The 17073-nt window shown below is 72.3% G+C and carries 18 protein-coding genes and 1 pseudogene; 7 read left to right on the top strand and 12 right to left on the bottom strand.

Going from position 1 to position 17073, the window contains the following annotated elements; translation table 11 throughout:
* Positions 1 to 194 precede the first annotated feature (194 nt).
* From ACE3Q3_RS04225 to ACE3Q3_RS04215, 3 genes are read left to right on the top strand one after another with little or no spacing between them, the layout of a single operon-like run.
* Positions 195 to 962 carry an N-acyl homoserine lactonase family protein gene (locus ACE3Q3_RS04225; protein ID WP_374442338.1) on the top strand — a complete coding sequence of 256 codons (768 nt, stop codon included), beginning with the start codon at positions 195 to 197 and terminating at the stop codon, positions 960 to 962.
* Positions 963 to 979: 17 nt separating this feature from the next.
* Positions 980 to 1339, top strand: coding sequence for an arsenate reductase (glutaredoxin) (gene arsC, locus ACE3Q3_RS04220; protein WP_374442334.1), 360 nt, complete (start codon positions 980 to 982; stop codon positions 1337 to 1339).
* 5 nt (positions 1340 to 1344) lie between these two features.
* Complete coding sequence (locus tag ACE3Q3_RS04215; protein ID WP_374442331.1) at positions 1345 to 2226, top strand: c-type cytochrome; 882 nt, start codon at positions 1345 to 1347, stop codon at positions 2224 to 2226.
* 16 nt (positions 2227 to 2242) lie between these two features.
* On the opposite strand, the gene ACE3Q3_RS04210 is transcribed toward ACE3Q3_RS04215, so the two are convergent.
* The 11 genes from ACE3Q3_RS04210 to ACE3Q3_RS04160 form a co-directional block, all read right to left on the bottom strand.
* Positions 2243 to 2656 (bottom strand): hypothetical protein, encoded by a 414-nt coding sequence (locus ACE3Q3_RS04210; RefSeq protein WP_374442328.1) that lies wholly within the window; start codon positions 2654 to 2656, stop codon positions 2243 to 2245.
* A gap of 2 nt (positions 2657 to 2658) precedes the next feature.
* Positions 2659 to 3141, bottom strand: a complete 483-nt coding sequence (locus ACE3Q3_RS04205; RefSeq protein ID WP_374442323.1) for a GNAT family N-acetyltransferase — start codon at positions 3139 to 3141, stop codon at positions 2659 to 2661.
* A 216-nt stretch (positions 3142 to 3357) separates the two neighbouring features.
* A complete protein-coding gene (locus tag ACE3Q3_RS04200; RefSeq protein ID WP_374442315.1) occupies positions 3358 to 4587 on the bottom strand; it encodes an aminotransferase class III-fold pyridoxal phosphate-dependent enzyme in 1230 nt (409 codons plus the stop codon).
* Positions 4588 to 4607: 20 nt separating this feature from the next.
* Positions 4608 to 6875, bottom strand: a complete 2268-nt coding sequence (locus ACE3Q3_RS04195; protein WP_374442296.1) for a N,N-dimethylformamidase beta subunit family domain-containing protein — start codon at positions 6873 to 6875, stop codon at positions 4608 to 4610.
* Position 6876: 1 nt separating this feature from the next.
* Positions 6877 to 7245, bottom strand: coding sequence for a hypothetical protein (locus ACE3Q3_RS04190; protein WP_374442294.1), 369 nt, complete (start codon positions 7243 to 7245; stop codon positions 6877 to 6879).
* Positions 7246 to 7261: 16 nt separating this feature from the next.
* Complete coding sequence (locus tag ACE3Q3_RS04185; RefSeq protein ID WP_374442273.1) at positions 7262 to 8305, bottom strand: extracellular solute-binding protein; 1044 nt, start codon at positions 8303 to 8305, stop codon at positions 7262 to 7264.
* Positions 8306 to 8322: 17 nt separating this feature from the next.
* Positions 8323 to 9060 carry a GntR family transcriptional regulator gene (locus tag ACE3Q3_RS04180; protein WP_374442270.1) on the bottom strand — a complete coding sequence of 246 codons (738 nt, stop codon included), beginning with the start codon at positions 9058 to 9060 and terminating at the stop codon, positions 8323 to 8325.
* Positions 9061 to 9094: 34 nt separating this feature from the next.
* Positions 9095 to 10132 (bottom strand): extracellular solute-binding protein, encoded by a 1038-nt coding sequence (locus ACE3Q3_RS04175; RefSeq protein ID WP_374442262.1) that lies wholly within the window; start codon positions 10130 to 10132, stop codon positions 9095 to 9097.
* Positions 10129 to 10968: an ABC transporter permease gene (locus tag ACE3Q3_RS04170; RefSeq protein WP_374442256.1), complete on the bottom strand. Its 840-nt coding sequence runs from the start codon at positions 10966 to 10968 to the stop codon at positions 10129 to 10131. The genes ACE3Q3_RS04175 and ACE3Q3_RS04170 overlap by 4 nt, the downstream gene beginning before the upstream one ends.
* Positions 10965 to 11840, bottom strand: a complete 876-nt coding sequence (locus ACE3Q3_RS04165; protein WP_374442250.1) for an ABC transporter permease — start codon at positions 11838 to 11840, stop codon at positions 10965 to 10967. Before ACE3Q3_RS04165 ends, ACE3Q3_RS04170 begins: the two co-directional genes overlap by 4 nt.
* Positions 11837 to 12907: an ABC transporter ATP-binding protein gene (locus ACE3Q3_RS04160; protein ID WP_374442244.1), complete on the bottom strand. Its 1071-nt coding sequence runs from the start codon at positions 12905 to 12907 to the stop codon at positions 11837 to 11839. The genes ACE3Q3_RS04165 and ACE3Q3_RS04160 overlap by 4 nt, the downstream gene beginning before the upstream one ends.
* Before the next feature lie 118 nt (positions 12908 to 13025).
* Here ACE3Q3_RS04160 and ACE3Q3_RS04155 point away from each other — a divergent pair, with 118 nt between their 5' ends.
* The 4 genes from ACE3Q3_RS04155 (at position 13026) to ACE3Q3_RS04140 (ending at position 16700) form a co-directional block, all read left to right on the top strand.
* Positions 13026 to 15329, top strand: a complete 2304-nt coding sequence (locus tag ACE3Q3_RS04155; protein ID WP_374442239.1) for a penicillin acylase family protein — start codon at positions 13026 to 13028, stop codon at positions 15327 to 15329.
* A 117-nt stretch (positions 15330 to 15446) separates the two neighbouring features.
* Positions 15447 to 16130 (top strand): Fe2+-dependent dioxygenase, encoded by a 684-nt coding sequence (locus tag ACE3Q3_RS04150; protein ID WP_374442236.1) that lies wholly within the window; start codon positions 15447 to 15449, stop codon positions 16128 to 16130.
* A complete protein-coding gene (locus tag ACE3Q3_RS04145; protein ID WP_374442233.1) occupies positions 16124 to 16384 on the top strand; it encodes a type II toxin-antitoxin system RelB/DinJ family antitoxin in 261 nt (86 codons plus the stop codon). Before ACE3Q3_RS04150 ends, ACE3Q3_RS04145 begins: the two co-directional genes overlap by 7 nt.
* Positions 16377 to 16700, top strand: coding sequence for a type II toxin-antitoxin system YafQ family toxin (locus ACE3Q3_RS04140; RefSeq protein ID WP_374442224.1), 324 nt, complete (start codon positions 16377 to 16379; stop codon positions 16698 to 16700). The genes ACE3Q3_RS04145 and ACE3Q3_RS04140 overlap by 8 nt, the downstream gene beginning before the upstream one ends.
* 45 nt (positions 16701 to 16745) lie before the next feature.
* Here ACE3Q3_RS04140 and ACE3Q3_RS04135 read toward each other — a convergent pair.
* Positions 16746 to 17073 (bottom strand): annotated as a pseudogene (locus ACE3Q3_RS04135) (type 1 glutamine amidotransferase); the annotation flags it as partial.

Below are 17073 nucleotides of genomic sequence, written 5' to 3'. Positions count from 1 at the left end.
GTCCGCCGGGACCTCCCCCGAGGCGCCATGCCCCGCCTCGACCTCGACCCGGAGGACCCGGCGTCGCGCGCCGCGCACCGGCTCGTCGGCGGCCGGCTCCTGGGCGAGTTCGACGCCGGCCGCGGGACCGTCGACGGCGCCGCGGAGGCCATGTCATGCTTGCCAGGTCCGCCGATCCGAACGGAGCCTGCGCCATGACCGTGCGTCTCTTCGCCCTCACCTGCGGCCGCCTCGAGGTCGACATGGCGGCGATGATGGAGGGCGAGGCCGGCCGGAAGCTGGTGCCGGTCCCGACCTTCCTCGTCGAGCATCCGAAGGGCAACGTCCTCTACGACACCGGGATGCACCCGCTGCTCCAGTCCGACCCCGCGGCTCGGCTCGGCGCCGCCAAGGCGGCCCGGTTCGGCTACGACTACGTCCCCGGCGAGGAGGTGAGCGCCCGGCTGGAGCAGATCGGCCGCGACCCGGCCCGGATCGAGCGCGTCGTCACCTCCCACCTGCATTTCGACCATTCCGGCGGCAACGGGCTGATCCCCAACGCCGAACTCATCGTCCAGCAGGACGAGTGGGCGGTCGGCACCGATCCCGAGCGCGGGCCGCAATGGGGTCTCGACGGCGACGACCTCAAGCTCGGCCATCCGGTGCGGCGGGTCGACGGCGAGCACGACGTCTTCGGCGACGGCCGCGTCGTCTGCATTCCGACGCCGGGGCACACGCCCGGCCACCAGTCGCTGCGGGTGCGGCTCGACGGCGGCGAGGTCGTGCTCGCCGGCGACGCCTGCTATTTCTGCCGGACGCTCCGCGAGCGCCGCCTGCCGGCGCGCGTCTACGACCGCGAGAAGATGCACGCCTCGCTCGAGCGGCTGGCGGCGCTGGAGCGCGGCGGCGCCCGCATCGTCTTCGGCCACGACCCGGAATCCTGGGCGCTTGTGCCGCAGGCGCCGGCCGAGATCGCGTTCTGAGAGGAGGACCGACCGCCATGGCGAAGCCGGCCGTCACCATCTACCACAACCCCGCCTGCAGCACCTCGCGCAAGGTCCTGGCGGCGATCCGCGCCGCCGGCCACGAGCCCCGGATCGTCGAGTACCTGAAGACCCCGCCCGACCGCGCGACGTTGGCCGACCTGCTCGCGCGCGCCGGCGTGACGCCGCGCCAGGCGATGCGCACCAAGGGCGGACTGTGGCGCGAACTCGGTCTCGACGATCCGGCGAAGGACGGCGACGCCATCCTCGACGCGCTCGCCGCCAACCCGGCCCTCATCGAGCGACCGATCGTCGTCACCGGGCGCGGCGTGCGGCTGTGCCGCCCGCCCGAGCGGCTGGCCGAGATCCTGGCCTGACGGTCATGCTGCGGGCTGCCGTCCAGCTGCTGTTCGTTGCCCTGGCGGCGCTGCCGGCCGCGGCGGAGACGGCGGTCGAGCGCGGCGCCTATCTCGTCGAGACGATCCTCGCCTGCGGCAATTGCCACACGCCCAAGGACCCCGCCGGGCAGCCGCTGCGCGACCGCAACCTGTCGGGCGGGCACGCCTTCGACACGCCCACGTTCGCCGCCACCGCCCCCAACATCACGCCCGACCGCGACACCGGCATCGGCGGCTGGAGCGACCAGGATATCCGGCGCGCCCTGGTGGAGGGCATACGCCCCGACCATGCGCGGCTGGCCGGCGTGCCGCTCGCGCCGGTGATGCCGGCCGGCTTCTACCGCGCCATGCTGCCGGAAGACCTCGATGCCGTGATCGCCTACCTGCGGTCGGTGCCGCCGATCCGCAACCGGGTTCCCGACCCCGTCTACCGGCGGCCGGCCCAGCACGCCGCCTATCCGGACGCGGAACGTCCCTATGCTGCCGCCGACATGGCCGATCCGGTGACGCGCGGCCGCTACCTCGCCACCATCGGTCACTGCATGGAGTGCCACTCGCCGATGGTGGCCGGTCGCGTCGACTACGCGCACGGCCTGGGTCGCGGCGGCCGCCGTTTCGACGCCGCCCTCGTCCACGGCTTTCCCGCCGACTGGCCGGGGTCGGTCGCCCCCAACGTCACCCGCCACCCGACGGCCGGCCTCGGCGCATGGACCGACGCCGAGATCGCCCGCGCCATCACCCGCGGCATCGGCCGCGACGGGCGCCGGCTGCAGCCGCCGATGGGCTTCGCCTGGTATGCCGGCCTCCGCCCCGCCGACGTCGCGGCGCTGGTCGCCTGGCTGCGCACCGTCCCGCCCCTCGACTAGGTCAGACGTCGGACGTTCACCGGAAGAACCCGTCGAGGAACGCCGCCGCCGCATCGGAAAGGCCGACGATCTTGTCGGTTCCCTGCCGGTAGAACTTGAAGTCGATCTCGGCGGCGGGCGACCCGTCGCTCCAGTCGCTCCGCCGCGGCAGCTCGGCTCGGCCGAGCGGCCGGACGGCAAGCGCCGTGCGCCGGACCCGGAGATGGACGCGCGGCGTCTGGCGCGCGACGCCGGGCGTCCTCGGCAGGGGCTCGGCGCCGGTGACGATGCCGCGGGCGAAGAGGCCGCGGCCGCCTGCGCGCTCGCTGGCGAACAGGAACAGGCGGTCGCCCGCGGCGATCCTCTTGCCGCCGTACATCGTCCTGTGGGCGGGGAACTCGAACACCTCCGCGCCCGGATCGGCGATCGGCGCCTTGATGGCGAAAGCCATGGTCACTCCGCGTTCACTGGCAGGGCCTTGCTCATGTAGACGGTGAAGCCTTCCATGAAGGGCTCCTCGCGGTCGACGACGTAGCCGTGGCGCTGGTAGAGGCGGACGTTCGCGGCGAACGCCTTGTTGGTGTAGAGCCGCATCTCGCGGTGTCCGAGCGCGGATGCCACCGTTTCGGCGTGGTCGAGCAGGCGGCGGCCATATCCCCGGCCCTGCATCGCCGGATCGACCGCGACGTTCTCGATCAACAGATGGTCGCCCTCGTCGATCATCTCGACCAGCGCCACCGGCCGCCCGTCGACCAGCAGCAGGTCGATCCGGTGCTCGCGCACCGCCCGCTCGTAGTCCGCCGTCATCGGCATCGGTTCGCGGCCGATCAGCGGCACCCACCTGGCATAGGCGGCGCGGGTCAGGTCGCGGATCGTGGCGGCGTCGGCCGCGGTGGCGGGCCGGATGGAAGCTGCGGCCGGACCGGTCTGGCTCATGGCGGGCTCTCCTGGCTGCGGGCAACAAAAAACCCGCCGAGGGATCGGCGGGTCCGGGCTGGCGGAGGGAGTGGAAGTGGACCTAGTCCGGTCGCTTCCGCCTCGCAGATCGGCGCGCGCACGACGCCGACGCCGCCGCCCGGAGGCGGCGGCGTCGGATCGCGAGGTACGGACGCACCGTCATGGTCGAATGATGGCGGAGTGGTCCGGGACGCGTCAACCGGCTGCCGCGACGGCCGCGAATCCGGCGGCCGCCGCCGCCAGGGCGCGGTCGATGTCGGCCTCGCGATGGGCCGCCGACAGGAACATGTTGTGGCGCGGGTGGAAGTAGGCGCCGGCGCGGAGCGCGGCCGCGCAGAAGCGTTCGCCGCGGGCGAAGTCGGGATCGTCCTCGAACAGCACCATCGGCATCTGCACCGGGCCGGTCTGGCGGATGGCGACGCCGTTCGCGGCCGCCAGCGCCGCCAGCCCGTCGCGCAGCCGCTGGCCCATCGCCGTCATGCGGGCGATCGCCCCCTCCTCCTCCATCGCCCGGAGGGTGGCGAGCGCGGCCGCCATGGCCGACGCCTCGCACCAGAAGGAACCGGTGACGAAGACCGAGGCGGCCGCCGCCCGGAAGCGGTCGTTGCCGGTGACCGCGGCGAGCGGGTGGCCGTTGGCGATCGCCTTGCTCCAGCAGGCGAGGTCCGGACGGACGCCGAGCGGCTCCCAGCTTCCGGCCGGGTGCAGCCGGAAGCCGGCGCGCACGTCGTCGAGAACGAGGGCGGCGTCGGCGGCGTCGCAGAGTTCGCGCACGCGCCGGGCGAAGGCGGGCGTCGGCAGTTCCTGGTCGCGGGCGAGGTCGTGGCGGAACGCGGCGACGATGATCCCGGCGAGATCGCCCTTCGCCTGCTCGACCGCCGCCTCGAGGCTGGCGACGTCGTTGTACTCGAAGTGCAGGATGTGCGCCCGGTCCTCCGCCGTGACGCCGACCAGCGACGGCGAGCACCAGGGCATGGAGCCGTGATAGGAGCCGCGGGCGGCCAGGATCTTCCGGCGGCCGGTGCCGGCGCGGGCGATGGTGACGGCCGTCGTGGTGGCATCGCCGCCGTTCTTCTGGAACATCGCCCAGTCGGCATGGGCGACGGTCGCCACCAGCTTCTCGGCCAGTTCCACCATGACCGCACCCGGACCGTTCATGCAGCTGCCCTCGGCCGCCTGACGGCGGACCGCCTCCTCGACACGCGGGTGGCGGTGGCCGAGCACGATCGGCCCCCAGCTGCACATCAGGTCGACATACTCGTTGCCGTCGACGTCCCACAGCCGGCAGCCGTCGCCGCGCGCGAAGAACTGCGGATAGCCCTCCGGCAGCCGGGCGGCATTGAGGTGCCCCCACATCCCGCCCGGCACGACACGGGCGGCCCGCTGGCGCAGCGCGGAATCGACGGAGTTGGGCAGGCTCGGCATGGCACTCTCTCCAGGCGGCGCTAGAAGCCCGCGAACGGCGCGGGGTCGAGGAAGCGGCGCAGCACGTTCTCGGTGATGCGCGAGACGTTGTTGTCGTAGCCGCGGCAGGAGAGCGCGCAGGCCCAGGCGATCGAGCCGGTGGCGAAGACGCCGCCGCCGCCGGCCGTCGGGAAGAACACCATGTCGGCGCGGACATTGGCGTTCTGCTCGCCGTCGAGACCGCGGTGGGCGGTGCGGAACTCCTCGGGCGAGGGCAGGCCGCCATAGCCGATGCGGTCGGCGGTCGCCACCCGCAGCAGGCTGGGCGGCGAGCCCAAGGTCGGCTCGGCGCGGTCGATCTCGAGCCCGGCGGCACCGCCGTTGCGCAGCCCGAAATCGCCGATCCGCTCGTCCGCACCGATGCCCTCGAAGATGAAGGCCGCCCGCGGATCGTGGCTCGCCGGCAGGCGGCGGTACCAGGCCGAACGGTCGAAGACCTGGGCGTCGAAGCCGACGCCGACGAGGCGCTGCGGCGGCCGGCCGTTCTGGCGCCACAGCCCGGCGAACTCGCCGGTGAAGGAATGGTGCGCCTCGCCCGGCTCGCCCTCCCAGGTGCGGACGCCGCTGACGTCGCGCCGGACCTCGATCGCGGACGGCATCTCCGGGCTCCAGGCGATGCGCCAGTAGAAGCCGTTGCCGCCGAGATACATGTGCCGCCCGCCCGCGCTCTGGTAGGCGTCGAACGCGTCCCACATCTCCCGCGAGTAGTATTCCGGGTGCGAGCCGGTGATGACGCAGCGGTACTGCGCCAGGACTGCCGTGCCGTGGCGGTGGATGTCCTCGTCGGTGATGACGTCGTAGGCGAACCCCTTCTCCTCCAGCCAGTCGAGGACGTGGGTGTCGTTGACGTAGTTGAAGGTGTTGGCGCGCGGCCGCATGTTCAGGATCGGCCGGAGCGCCGTCGAATAGATCCAGCCGCTGCCGTCGGAATGGGTGTCGTAGGTCGACAGTCCGAGTTCGCGATGCTCGGCGATGTAGCAGTCGTCGAGCGAGAGCTGGATCAGCCCCTCCAGCATCGATTCCGCGTGGATCTGGTCGAGGCGGAGCGCGCTGTTGGCATAGGCGAGGAAGGTCGCCGTCGAGGCGACGAAGGCGACCGGCGCCTTGGCCCGCCCGAGCGGCGCCCGGACGAAGAACCCGACATGACTCTCGACCGGGGCGCCCTCGGGCCCGGTGCCGGTCATGCGCAGCGCATAGAAGCCGCTCGGCCAGTCGGCGGGGAGATCGAGCGCGAAGTCCGGCTCCCAGCCGGCATCGGCCATGTCGTCGTCGTGGAAATGGACGGCGCCGTAATGGTCGGGCCGCGCCTGCCAGGAATGGCTGCTGCCGTCCCAGTTGGCGCCGGTGACGCCGCGCGCCGGCAGGTTGTAGAGGCGGCCGTCGAGGCGGTTGGCCGAGCGGTCGCGGACGCGATCGGTGCCGATGCCGGCGGAGAAGTCCCAGGCGCCGATCAGGCCGGGCGCGTTCGGCTTCGGGTCGACCGCCTCGCAGAGCGCCCGCAACTCGCCGACGCCGAGGGCGGCCGAGACCAGCCTCGGCCGGTCGATCTTGCCGTTGAAATGGTCGGTCGTCAGCGGGCGACCGCCCTCCTGGCCGGCGCACCGCGCCCCCAGCGTCAGCGGCCCGGTCGCCCGCCAGTTCGCATCCCCCGGCGCCGAGACCGCGACCGAGCAGGTCGCGTCGCGCCCGCCCTGGGGATCGAGGCTCACCTGGTCGAGGACCATGGCGCCGCCCTCGTCGTAGCGGGCGGCGACGAAGACCCACTCGCGCTCGCGCAGCGGCTTCAGCGCGACGGCGGTGGCGGCGTAGCCGTCGACCCGCCGCAGCGAGAGGCGCAGGTAGCCGTCGGGTCCGATCTCCAGGCGCCAGCCGGACCCGTCCGCGCCGACGCGGGCGGCCACGGTCTGGACCGCCCCCGGCTCGCTCTCCCCCTTGGACGGCCAGGTCGGCCACAGGAAGCAGCCGAAGCCGAAGCTGCCGAGCAGCGGCATCGGCAGGCGGTCGGGGATGAGCGCGAAGGAACCGGGCCGGAGCGGCTGGAAGCGCAGCCGGCGGATGCCGTCGACGTCGGAACGCATCGGATGCAGGCGCAGGCCCGGGCCGGCCGGGTCGGGGTCGCCGCAGCGCACGCGCACGACCGCAACCTCGCATTCGGACATGGTGCGGCTGGAGAGATGGAAGGACACGCGCTCGCCGGGCGAGGCGACGAGCGGCGTCGCGTAGCCGAGTACGGAGTTGGTATCGACCATGTCAGGCTCGATTCTCGCCCATGCCTTCGGTCCCACCCGCGTCGTCCGCGATCGCGCGGCCGGTGATCGCCTGCCAGCGCGCCTTGAAGACGTGCCACTCGGCATCCGCCGGATTGTCGAAGGTCTGGTTGCGGAACAGTTCGACCGGCTGGCCGCGGCGCCCGGGCAGGCGCCCGAGCACCCAGCGGCGGCCGGGATCGATGGCGACGAGGACGAACCGGCCGCCCTCCCCCGACCAGCGCATCCGGTGCAGGACCTTGCGCAGCGTATCGCTGTGCGGCCCCTTCGGGTTGCGCCGGAATTCCTCGACGAGATCGGTCCGCTCGGGATCGATCTCGAAGTGGGCGGCGGCCGGATCGTTCACCAGCATCGGGCAGGCGCTCCCCTCACTTCGTGACCCAGGTGGTCCAGCGCTCGCGCAGCCGGTCGCGGTTGGCGGCAATCCACTCGTAGTCGGCGATCACCAGCTTCGACCAGTTCTCCGGCCAGGACGGACGGAACTTGCGCTCCGCCTCCGGGATCATGCCCGCCGCCTCGCGATTGTTGCTGTCGAAGCTGACCTTGGCGCTGAAGGGAACGTGCTCGGCCGCGCCCTTCACGAAGAACTCCAGGAACGCCATGGCGTTCTGGGTGTTCGGGCCGTTCTTCAGCACCGCCCAGTTGCCGACGTCGCGGATGGCGCCGTTCCAGGTGAAGTCGAACTCGCCCGACTTGGCGAGCGGCACCGAGCGGCTGGAATAGGCCATGGTCATGACCGCGTCGCCGCCGCGCATGATCTGCATGATGTTGTCGCCGCTCTTCCACCAGGCCGCGACGTGGGGCTTGATGGTGTCGAGCTTCCGGTAGGCGCGGTCGACGTCGAGCGGGAACAGCTTGTCGACCGGCACCCCGTCGGCGATCAACGCCATGGTCGGGACCCACCATTCGCGGTCGCCGGTGTCGGGCAGCGCGCGCGGGCCCGGGAAATTCCTGACGTCGAAGAAGTCGGCCCAGCTCTTCGGCGCCTTGTCGCCGGGGAAGGCCTTGCTGCTCCACACCAGCGTCATGCCGCCGGCCGTGCGCATCAGGCCGTTCGGGAAGCAGGAATTGGGCAGCGCGTTCGCCTCGATCTTCGTGCAGTCGAGCGTCGCCAGGATGTCCTTGCGCTGCACGAGGTCGGGCGGCGTCGCCGTGACGATGTCGAACGGCACGTTGCCGCTGCGGGCGCCGGCGACCGCGCGCGCCCACTGATCGGGCAGTTCGATCGGCACCGAGCGGACACGGATGCCGGTTTCCGCCTCGAAGCGCTTGTAGAAGTGCTCCTGCAGGCTCTTTTCCATCAGGCCGCCGGTGGTGGCGATCACCACCTCGCCCTTCTGGGCGGCGGCCGGGGCCGCCAGCGCCGACAGCGCCACGGCACCGGCCAGGAGCGCGCGTCTCGAGATCCCCATCTGACCCTCCTCCTCGTTCAAGCGGTCGTGCCCTTGCCGGCCGCGGCCGGCGGCGGCTCGGACGCCTCGATGAGGGCGATCCGGCCGGCCTCCATGTCCTCCATCAGACGCACCAGCCGGACCCCGCCCTCGATCGTGTCGGCGCGGATCGCCTCGCGGACGCTGGCGGCGTCGCGGCGGGCGAGCGCATCCAGCACCTCGAGATGCTGGTGGCGGCCGGGATAGGTCGGCATGGCGTGCGGATAGAGGTAGTTCAGGAGCGGCCCGTTGCGCAGCCAGATTCCCTCCAGCAGCGCCAGCAGTTCCGGCATGCCGGCCGCTTGGTAGAGCGTGTGGTGGAAGCGCCAGTTGGCGCGGATGGCGTCGCGCCAGCGCCCCTCCCGCTCGGCCGCGATGAGATCGGAATGGACCCGGGCGAGTGCGGCGATGCCGTCGTCGGTGATCCGCATCGCCGCCGTCTCCGCCGCCAGCCCCTCCAGCATCAGGCGGATGGTGCGCAGCTCCAGGTACTGCGCCAGCGTCAGCCGGGCGACGGTGATCGAGCGGCCGGCATGCATCTCCAGCCCGCGCTCGCGGACGAGCTGCATCAGCGCCTCGCGGACCGGCGTCTCCGACACGCCCATGGCGGCGGCGAGCGCCCGGATCTTGAAGCGGTGGCCGGGCCAGAAGCGGCCCTCCATGAGGGCGGTGCGGAGCTCGCCATAGACGCGCGCCGTCAGGCTCTCGCGCTCGAGCGGCGCGAAATTGTCCGCCACCGGCCGTACCCCGCCCGCGCCCGTCACCGTCGCCTCAGCGCGTCAGCCAGGAGACCCAGCGCTCGCGCAGCCGGTCGCGGTTGGCGCCGATCCACTCGAAGTCGGGCATCACCTGCCGCGACCAGTTGTCGGGATGGTTGGCGCGCCGCCGCTTCTCGGCCTCCGGCAGCAGGTCGAGCGCATCGAGGTTGGCGGTCGCGGTGTTGAGCTGGTCGGCGAACTTCACGTGCCGCTCCGGCCCGCCCATGAAGAAGTCGAGGAAGGCCATCGCACCGTCGGTGTTCGGGCCGCCCTTGATGACCGCCCAGATGCCGACGTCGCGGATGCTCTGGTTGAAGGTCATCTGGATGTTCGGCCGCTCGCGCGACATGATGAGCGCGCGGCCGCTGTAGCTCATGGTCATGGCGACCTCGCCCGAGCGCAGGATCTGCTGCACGTGGTCGCCGCTCTTCCACCACACGGCGACGTGCGGCTTGATCTGGTCGAGCTTGCGGTAGGCGCGGTCGAGGTCGAGCGGGAAGAGCTTGTCCTTCTCCACCCCATCGGCGAGCAGCGCCGTCACCGGCACCCAATATTCGCGGTCGCCGGTGTCCGGCAGGCCGCGCGGCCCGGGGAAGTTCCGGACGTCGTAGAAGTCCTTCCAGCTCTCCGGCGCCTTGCCCTTCACCATGTCGGTGTTCCACACCATGACCATGGCGCCGATCGAGCGCATGACGCCGTATTCCATGCAGGCGCCGGGGGCGGCGCGCTTCATGTTCGGCAGCTTCTCGCAGTCGATGCGGACGAGCTGGTCCCGGTGCTGGATCAGGTCCGGGAAGGTCGCGGTGACGATGTCGAACTGCTGGCGGCCGGTGCGGGCGTTCGCCTGGACCCGTGCCCACTGCGCCGGCAGCTCGGTCGTCACCTTGTTCACCGGCGTGCCCGTCGCCTCCTCGAAGGGCTTGTAGAAATGCTCGACGAGGGCCCGCTCCATGGTGCCGCCGGTGGCGGCGATGACGACTTCCTTCTTCTGGGCGATCGCCGGGGCGGCGGCGAGGACGAGGCCGGCGGCGAGTGCGAGGATGGACTTCATGGCGTGTTCCCCTCCCGTGCGGGCGCCGCCCGGCGCTCCGCCATCTGCTTGAAGGCGTGGCCGAGCACCAGGACCAGGATGGTCAGCAGGCTCAGCATGGTGGCGACCGCCGCCAGCACCGGCGAGACGTCGAAGTCGATGTCCTCGAACATCTTGCGCGGCAGCGTCTTGCGGTCGAGGTCGGAGATGAAGAACGACACCACCGCCTCGTCGAAGGAGATGATGAAGGCGAAGAGCGCCGCCGACGCGACGCCCGGGGCGATCATCGGCAGGGTGACGTGGCGGAAGGTGGCGATGCGGCTGGCGCCGCAGGACAGCGCCGCCATCTCGAGGTCGGCGTCGAAGCGGTAGAGCGCCGCCAGGATGGTGAAGATTGCGAACGGCAGCGCCAGCACGATGTGCGCCATGGCGAAGCCGAGCAGCGTGCCGGTGAGGCGGAGCTGCTCGTAGACGAGGAACATGGCGACCGCGAGCGCGATGTGCGGCACCACCACCGGACCGATGATGAGGAGCTCGACGATCGCCCGGCCGCGGACCCGCCCGCGCACCAGCGCCAGCGCCGCCATGGTGCCGACCACCGTGGCGCCGATCGCGGCGATGATGCCGGCCTCGGCGCTGAACAGCGTCGCCTCGACCCATTCCCGGTCGGCGAAATACTCGCCGTACCAGCGCAGCGAGAAGCCCGACGGCGGGAACTGCAGGTACTTCTCCGGCGACACCGACATCGGCGCGACCAGGACCGTCGGCAGCAGCAGGAAGACGATCACCGCGTAGGCGACCGCGTTGAGGAGAAGCCGGCCGACGCCGCCCGGCCGCGGGGGACGGCCGCCGCTCACGACCGCGTCCCCACGAAGCGCTCCAGCCGGATGAAGCGGTTGAACGCGAGCGTCAGCGCCAGGACGAAGGCGAGCAGCACGCCGACGAGGGCGCCGGCGAAGGGCCAGTTCAGCATCTCCCGCACCTGCTGCGAGACGAGGGTCGCGATCATCATCTGCTGCGGTCCGCCGATCAGGGCGGGCGTGATGAAGAAGCCGAGCGCCAGGAGAAACACCATCAGGCAGCCGCTGACCACCCCGGGCAGCGACAGCGGCCAGATCACCTCGCGGAAGGTCGACCAGTTGGACGCGCCCAGCATCAGGGCCGCGCGCGGATAGTCGTCGGGGATGCCCTTCAGCGCCGAGAACACCGGCAGCACCATGAAGGGCAGCAGCACATGGCTCATCGCCAGCACGACCGCGCCCTCGGTGTAGAGGAGCCGGATCGGCGCATCGACGATGCCGAGCCCCGTCAGCCCCTCGTTGACGAGGCCGTTGCGCTGCAGCAGGACCATCCAGGCATAGGTGCGCACCAGCACGCTGGTCCACAGCGGCAGCAGCACCGCCGCCGCCATCAGGCCGAGCTTCAGCCCGCGCGAGCGCGACATGACGTAGGCCAGCGGATAGCCCAGCAGCAGCGCGACGATGGTGACGTAGAAGGCGATGCGCAGCGTCCGCCACATCACCCGCAGATAGACCGGCTCGCCGAAGACGCGCTCGTAATGGGCCGTCGTCGGCCGCGGCACCAGCAGGCTCTCGTGCAGGAGCGTGCCGAGCGGCAGCAGGAAGACGACGACGAGCAGGATCACGAACGGCACCAGCAGCGCCAGGCTCGCCGCCTCGCTGAGGTGGCGGCCGCCGAGGAAGAAGGCCGGCGGGCGGCGGGCGCTCATCCGGCGCGGTCCGCGGCGAAGGCGCGCGCGTCCTCGGGCCGCCACGCGAGGTCGACCGCCTCGCCGGCCGCCCACTGCCGCTCGTCGACCCCGGCCGCGAGGCGGGCGCGCACCCGCCGCTCGGACCCGAGGTCGGCGATCAGCGTCGTCGCGACCCCGGCATAGATCGCCTCGACCAGGGTCGCCGCCATGCCGCCCGCCGGCGGTGCCAGCCGCACGCGCTCGGGCCGGACGGCGATGCGCAGGGCCGTCCCGGCCGCCAGCCGGTCGACCGCGACGGCGCCGACCCGGCCGCCGCCGTCGAGGTCGACGGCCCGGATCTCGCCCGGCGCCGCCGCGGCGACGGCGCGGCCGGCGAGGAAGTTGGTCTCGCCGATGAAGCCGGCGACGAAGGGCGTCGCCGGCGTCTCGTAGAGTTCGCGCGGGGCGCCCACCTGCTGCAGCCGGCCGTGGTCGAGGACCGCGACCCGGTCGGCCATGGTCATCGCCTCGGTCTGGTCATGGGTGACGAAGACGACGGTGACGCCGAGCTGCTGCTGGAGATGCTTGATCTCGAGCTGCATCTCCTCGCGCAGGTTCTTGTCGAGCGCCGACAGCGGCTCGTCCATCAGCAGCACCCGTGGCTGGTAGACGATGGCGCGGGCGAGCGCGATGCGCTGCTGCTGGCCGCCCGAGAGCTGGTTGGTGCGGCGCCCGCCATAGCCGCCGAGGCGCACCGTCTCCAGCGCCGCGAGCGCCCGGCGCTCGCGCTCGGCCTTGGCGACGCCGCGCATCTTCAGCGGAAAGGCGATGTTCTCGGCCACCGTCATGTGCGGGAACAGCGTGTAGCGCTGGAACACCATGCCGAGGTTGCGCTTGTTGGCGGGCGCCCAGGTGACGTCCTCGCCGCCGATCTCGACCCGGCCGGAGGTCGGGTACTCGAACCCGGCGATCGCCATCAGGATGGTGGTCTTGCCCGAGCCCGAGGGCCCGAGCAGGGCCACGAACTCGCCCGGCGCCACCGACAGCGACACGCCGTCGACGGCCGCGACCGGGCCGAACCGCTTGACCAGGTCATGGACGGCCACCCGTCCCTCGGAATTCGCCGGTCCCCGCGCCACCCGCTGCTCCGCCGTCATGGTTCGTTGCCGACGACGCTACCGTCTATATGATATATCCCGCAAGAGGCGTTGTCGGGAGGCGAAGATGGCGGTCGATCGGGCGAAGCTGCGGGCGGCGGTGCCGCCGCTCGACGGGCGCATCATTGTCGACGGAATTACCCGGCCGGTCGAGATTTTCCGCGACGCCTGGGGCATCCCGCACGTCCGCGCCGCCAGCGCCGCCGACGCCTTCTTCGGCCAGGGCTTCGCCCATGCCCAGGACCGGCTGTGGCAGATGGATGCCGCGCGCCGCCGCGCCGTCGGGCGCTATGCCGAATGGGCGGGCCCGTCCGCCGTCGCCGCCGACGCGCTCGCCCGCCGTTCCGGGGTCGAGGCCGCCTCCCGGCGCGACCTCGCGGCCGCCTCGGCCGAGACCCGCGACATGCTGGCGGCCTATGCCGCGGGGGTGAACGCCTTTGCCGGACGCGGCCCGCTGCCGGTCGAGTACCAGCTGCTGGCGGCCGGGTTCGAGCCGTGGGAGCCGTGGCAGAGCATCGCCACCATGCGCCAGCGCGGCTTCCTGATGGGCTCGGTCTGGTTCAAGCTCTGGCGCGCCGCGGCCCTGCGGACGATCGGGCCGGAGCAGGTGGCCAAGCTGCGCTACGACGACGGCGGCGGCGACCTTCTCTGCATCCCGCCCGGAGTCGCCGCCGAGCGCTGGGTCGCGACGCTGGCCGACCTCGCGCCGGCGCTGGAGGCGATGGCGGCACTGGGCGCCGCCGACGCGACCGGCGGCGGCAGCAACAACTGGGCGCTCGCGCCGGCGCGCGCGACGACCGGCCGGCCGATCCTGGCGGGCGACCCGCACCGCGTCTTCGAGATCCCCTCGATGTACGCCCAGGGCCACCTCGCCTGCCCGGATTTCGACGCCGTCGGGCTGACGGTACCGGGCGTGCCGGCCTTCCCGCATTTCGCCCACAACGGCCGGGTGGCGTGGTGCGTGACCCACGCCTTCATGGACATCTACGACCTTTTCGTCGAGCGCTTCCGGCCGGGCGACGCCGGCGCCTATCTCTTCCGCGGCGAATGGCGCCCGACCGTGCGGCGGACCGAGCGCATCGCCGTCCGCGGCGCGGCCGCCGTCGCGGTCGAGGTCGTCGAGACCCACCACGGACCGGTCGTCGCCGGCGACCCGGCCGCGGGCGCCGCCGTCGCCCTGCGGAGCGTCCAGGTGGCGGAGACCGACCGCTCGCTCGATTGCCTGCTGCCGATGCTGCGCGCCGGCACGGTCGACGAGCTGTTCCGGTCGACCCGCGAATGGGGTCTCATCGACCACAATCTCGTGGCGGCCGACACCGCCGGCCGCATCGGCCATCTCGTCCGCGCCAAGGTGCCGCGGCGGCCCCGGGTCAACGGCTGGCTGCCGGTGCCGGGCTGGACCGGCCTGCACGAGTGGGAGGGCATGATCCCGTGGGAGGAGATGCCGCGCGTCTTCGACCCGCCGGCGGGCGCCATCGTCACCGCCAACAACCGGGTCGTCGCCGACGACCATCCCGACTACCTCACGACCGACTGCCACCCGCCCTACCGCGCCGCCCGCATCGCCGAGCGGCTGGCCGCGGCCGAGCGCTGGTCGCCGGCCGAGATGGCGGCGCTCCACATGGACACGGCCTCGCCCAATGCCCGCCTGCTCCGCGACCGCATCGCCCGGCTCGCGCCCGCCGACCCGGCGGCCCGCGCGCTCCGCGACCGCATCGCCGGCTGGGACGGCCGCATGGATGCCGGCTCGACGGCGGCCGCCGCCTATGCCCGGGTCCGCCGGGCGCTGACGCTGCTGCTGGCGGAGCGCTCGGGCCTCGCGGCCGCGGCCGCCGACCCGCTGCTCCAGGTGCCGCCGCCGGTCGTGCCGGCCAACCAGCTCTGGTGGACCCTGCCGACCCTGCTGCGCAACGGCGACACCGGCCTGCTCGGCGGCCTCGACTGGGACGCGGCGCTCGGCGCGGCGCTGGCCGAGGTCGTCGCCGAAGGCGCCGCCGGCGCCTGGGCCGACCTGCACCGGCCGCGCTTCGTCCACCCGCTGTCGCCGCTCTTCCCGCAATGGGCGGCGCTGCTCGACCCGCCGTCGCTGCCGGTCGGCGGCGACAACGACTGCGTCCTGGCGACCGGCATGATCTGCTCGGCCGGCTTCGCCGCCGCCTACGGCGCGGTCGCGCGCTACGTCTTCGACGTCGGCGACTGGGACGCCTGCGGCTGGTCCGTCTTCCACGGCGCCTCCGGCCATCCCGGAAGCCCGCACTATGCCGACCAGAACCCGGCCTGGACCGCAGGCGAACTGGTGCCGATGCTCTATCGCTGGCCGCGGATCGCCGCCGAGGCGGCGGCGCGGACGGAACTCGCCCCCGCCGGATAGGAACCCCGCCTCCAGCCGCCGCCCGTGCGGCGCGCTGGCGAAGTCTATGCGAATGCGTTGCACTAGTAATATCTGCCGTGCTACCGCCCCGGCACCGTCGCCATCCGGGGCCGTCCGATGCTGCTGCAGATTCCCGCCATCCTGTCGAAGGCCGAGGTCGCCCGCTGCCGCCAGGTGATCGACCAGGCGGAATGGATCGACGGCAATGCCACCTCGGGCAGCCAGTCGGCGCTGGCCAAGCGCAACCAGCAGCTTGCCGAGGGCTCGCCCGCCGCCCGCCAGGTCGGCGAGGCGGTGATGGCCGCCCTCGGGCGCAGCCCGACCTTCATCTCGGCCGCCCTGCCGCTCAAGGTCTTCCCGCCGCTCTTCAACCGCTATGCCGGCGGCGAGGAGTTCCGGACCCATGTCGACAACGCCATCCGCCAGCTCCGCGGCAGCGACTTCCGCATCCGCAGCGACCTCTCGGCCACCCTCTTCCTGGCCGAGCCGGAGGAATATGACGGCGGCGAACTGACGGTCGAGGACACCTACGGCATGCATCCGGTGAAGCTGCCGGCGGGCCACCTCGTGCTCTACCCGGCCTCCAGCCTGCACCATGTGACGCCGGTGACCCGCGGCGCCCGGGTCGCCTCGTTCTTCTGGATCCAGAGCATGGTGCGCAGCGACGCCCACCGCCGCCTGCTCTTCGAGCTCGACACCACGATCCAGGACCTCGCCGCCGAGCGCGGCCAGGGCGACGACGCCGTCGTCCGCCTCACCGGCACCTACCACAACCTGCTGCGCGAATGGGCGGAGTGCTGAGGGCGGGCGGTTCGGATAGAATGCCCGTCGCGAAGGCCGAGGGCATCGCCGCGCTGGAGGCGATGGGGCTGACGGCCGCGGACGCCGTCCGTCTGCTGTTCCATCGGATCGTCACAGACCAGGCGTTCCCGCTCGAGCTCAAGGTGCCGAATGCGGCGACCCGGGCCGCCATGGCCGAAGCCGAGGCGATGCTGGCCGAGCGCCGGACCCGCTTCGCGGACGGAGAGGCGTTGGTCGCCGACCTGGATGGCTGACCGGCCCAAACGGGCGAACCAGCCGCGTGCCTGCGACTACACGCGCGCCTTCTCGAAGGATTGGGATCGACTGTCGGGCTCCGGACGCTACGGCATGCACCGCCCGAAGGCAGCGATGTTGCTGCTGGTGGGGAACGACGGCCCGCTCGGCCCGGAGTGTACGGATCATGCGCCGAAGGGCGAGTGGAACGGCTATCGCGAATTGCACATCGGCGGCGACTTTCTCCTGATCTACAAGTGCGACGATACGACCGGAAAGAGCGGAGTGGTCATCTTCGTCCGCGCCGGCACCCATAGCGAGCTGTTCCAGGAATAAGGGTCGTGACGGGCCTCCCGCCGCGGATCGCGCAGGCGTAGCGCCCTACGCCGCCTCCCTCGCCCGCCGCGCCGCCATCGCCGCCTTGTAGAACGCCACGATCCACCGCCCGACCGTCGCCGCGTCGGTGCCGCCGGAGAGCGTCGCGAGTGCGGCGTCGGCGGTGGCGTCGGGGATGAGGGTGCCCTTGCGGGTGCGGATGAGTTCGCCCGAGAAGTCGGACGAGAACTCGGGGTGGCCCTGGAAGGACAGGGCCGTCGTGCCGTAGGCGAGCGCGCCCAGGGGGCAGAAGTCGGAGCCGGCGATGACCTCGGCCCCCGGCGGCAGCTCGACCACCTGGTCCTGGTGCATCGCCTGGATGGCGAACTCGGGC

This window comes from Allostella sp. (assembly GCF_041913585.1).
Lineage (GTDB): Bacteria > Pseudomonadota > Alphaproteobacteria > ATCC43930 > Allostellaceae > Allostella.
Note: the sequence above shows the minus strand (reverse complement) of the source record. Positions and strands in the feature narration are given on the sequence as shown.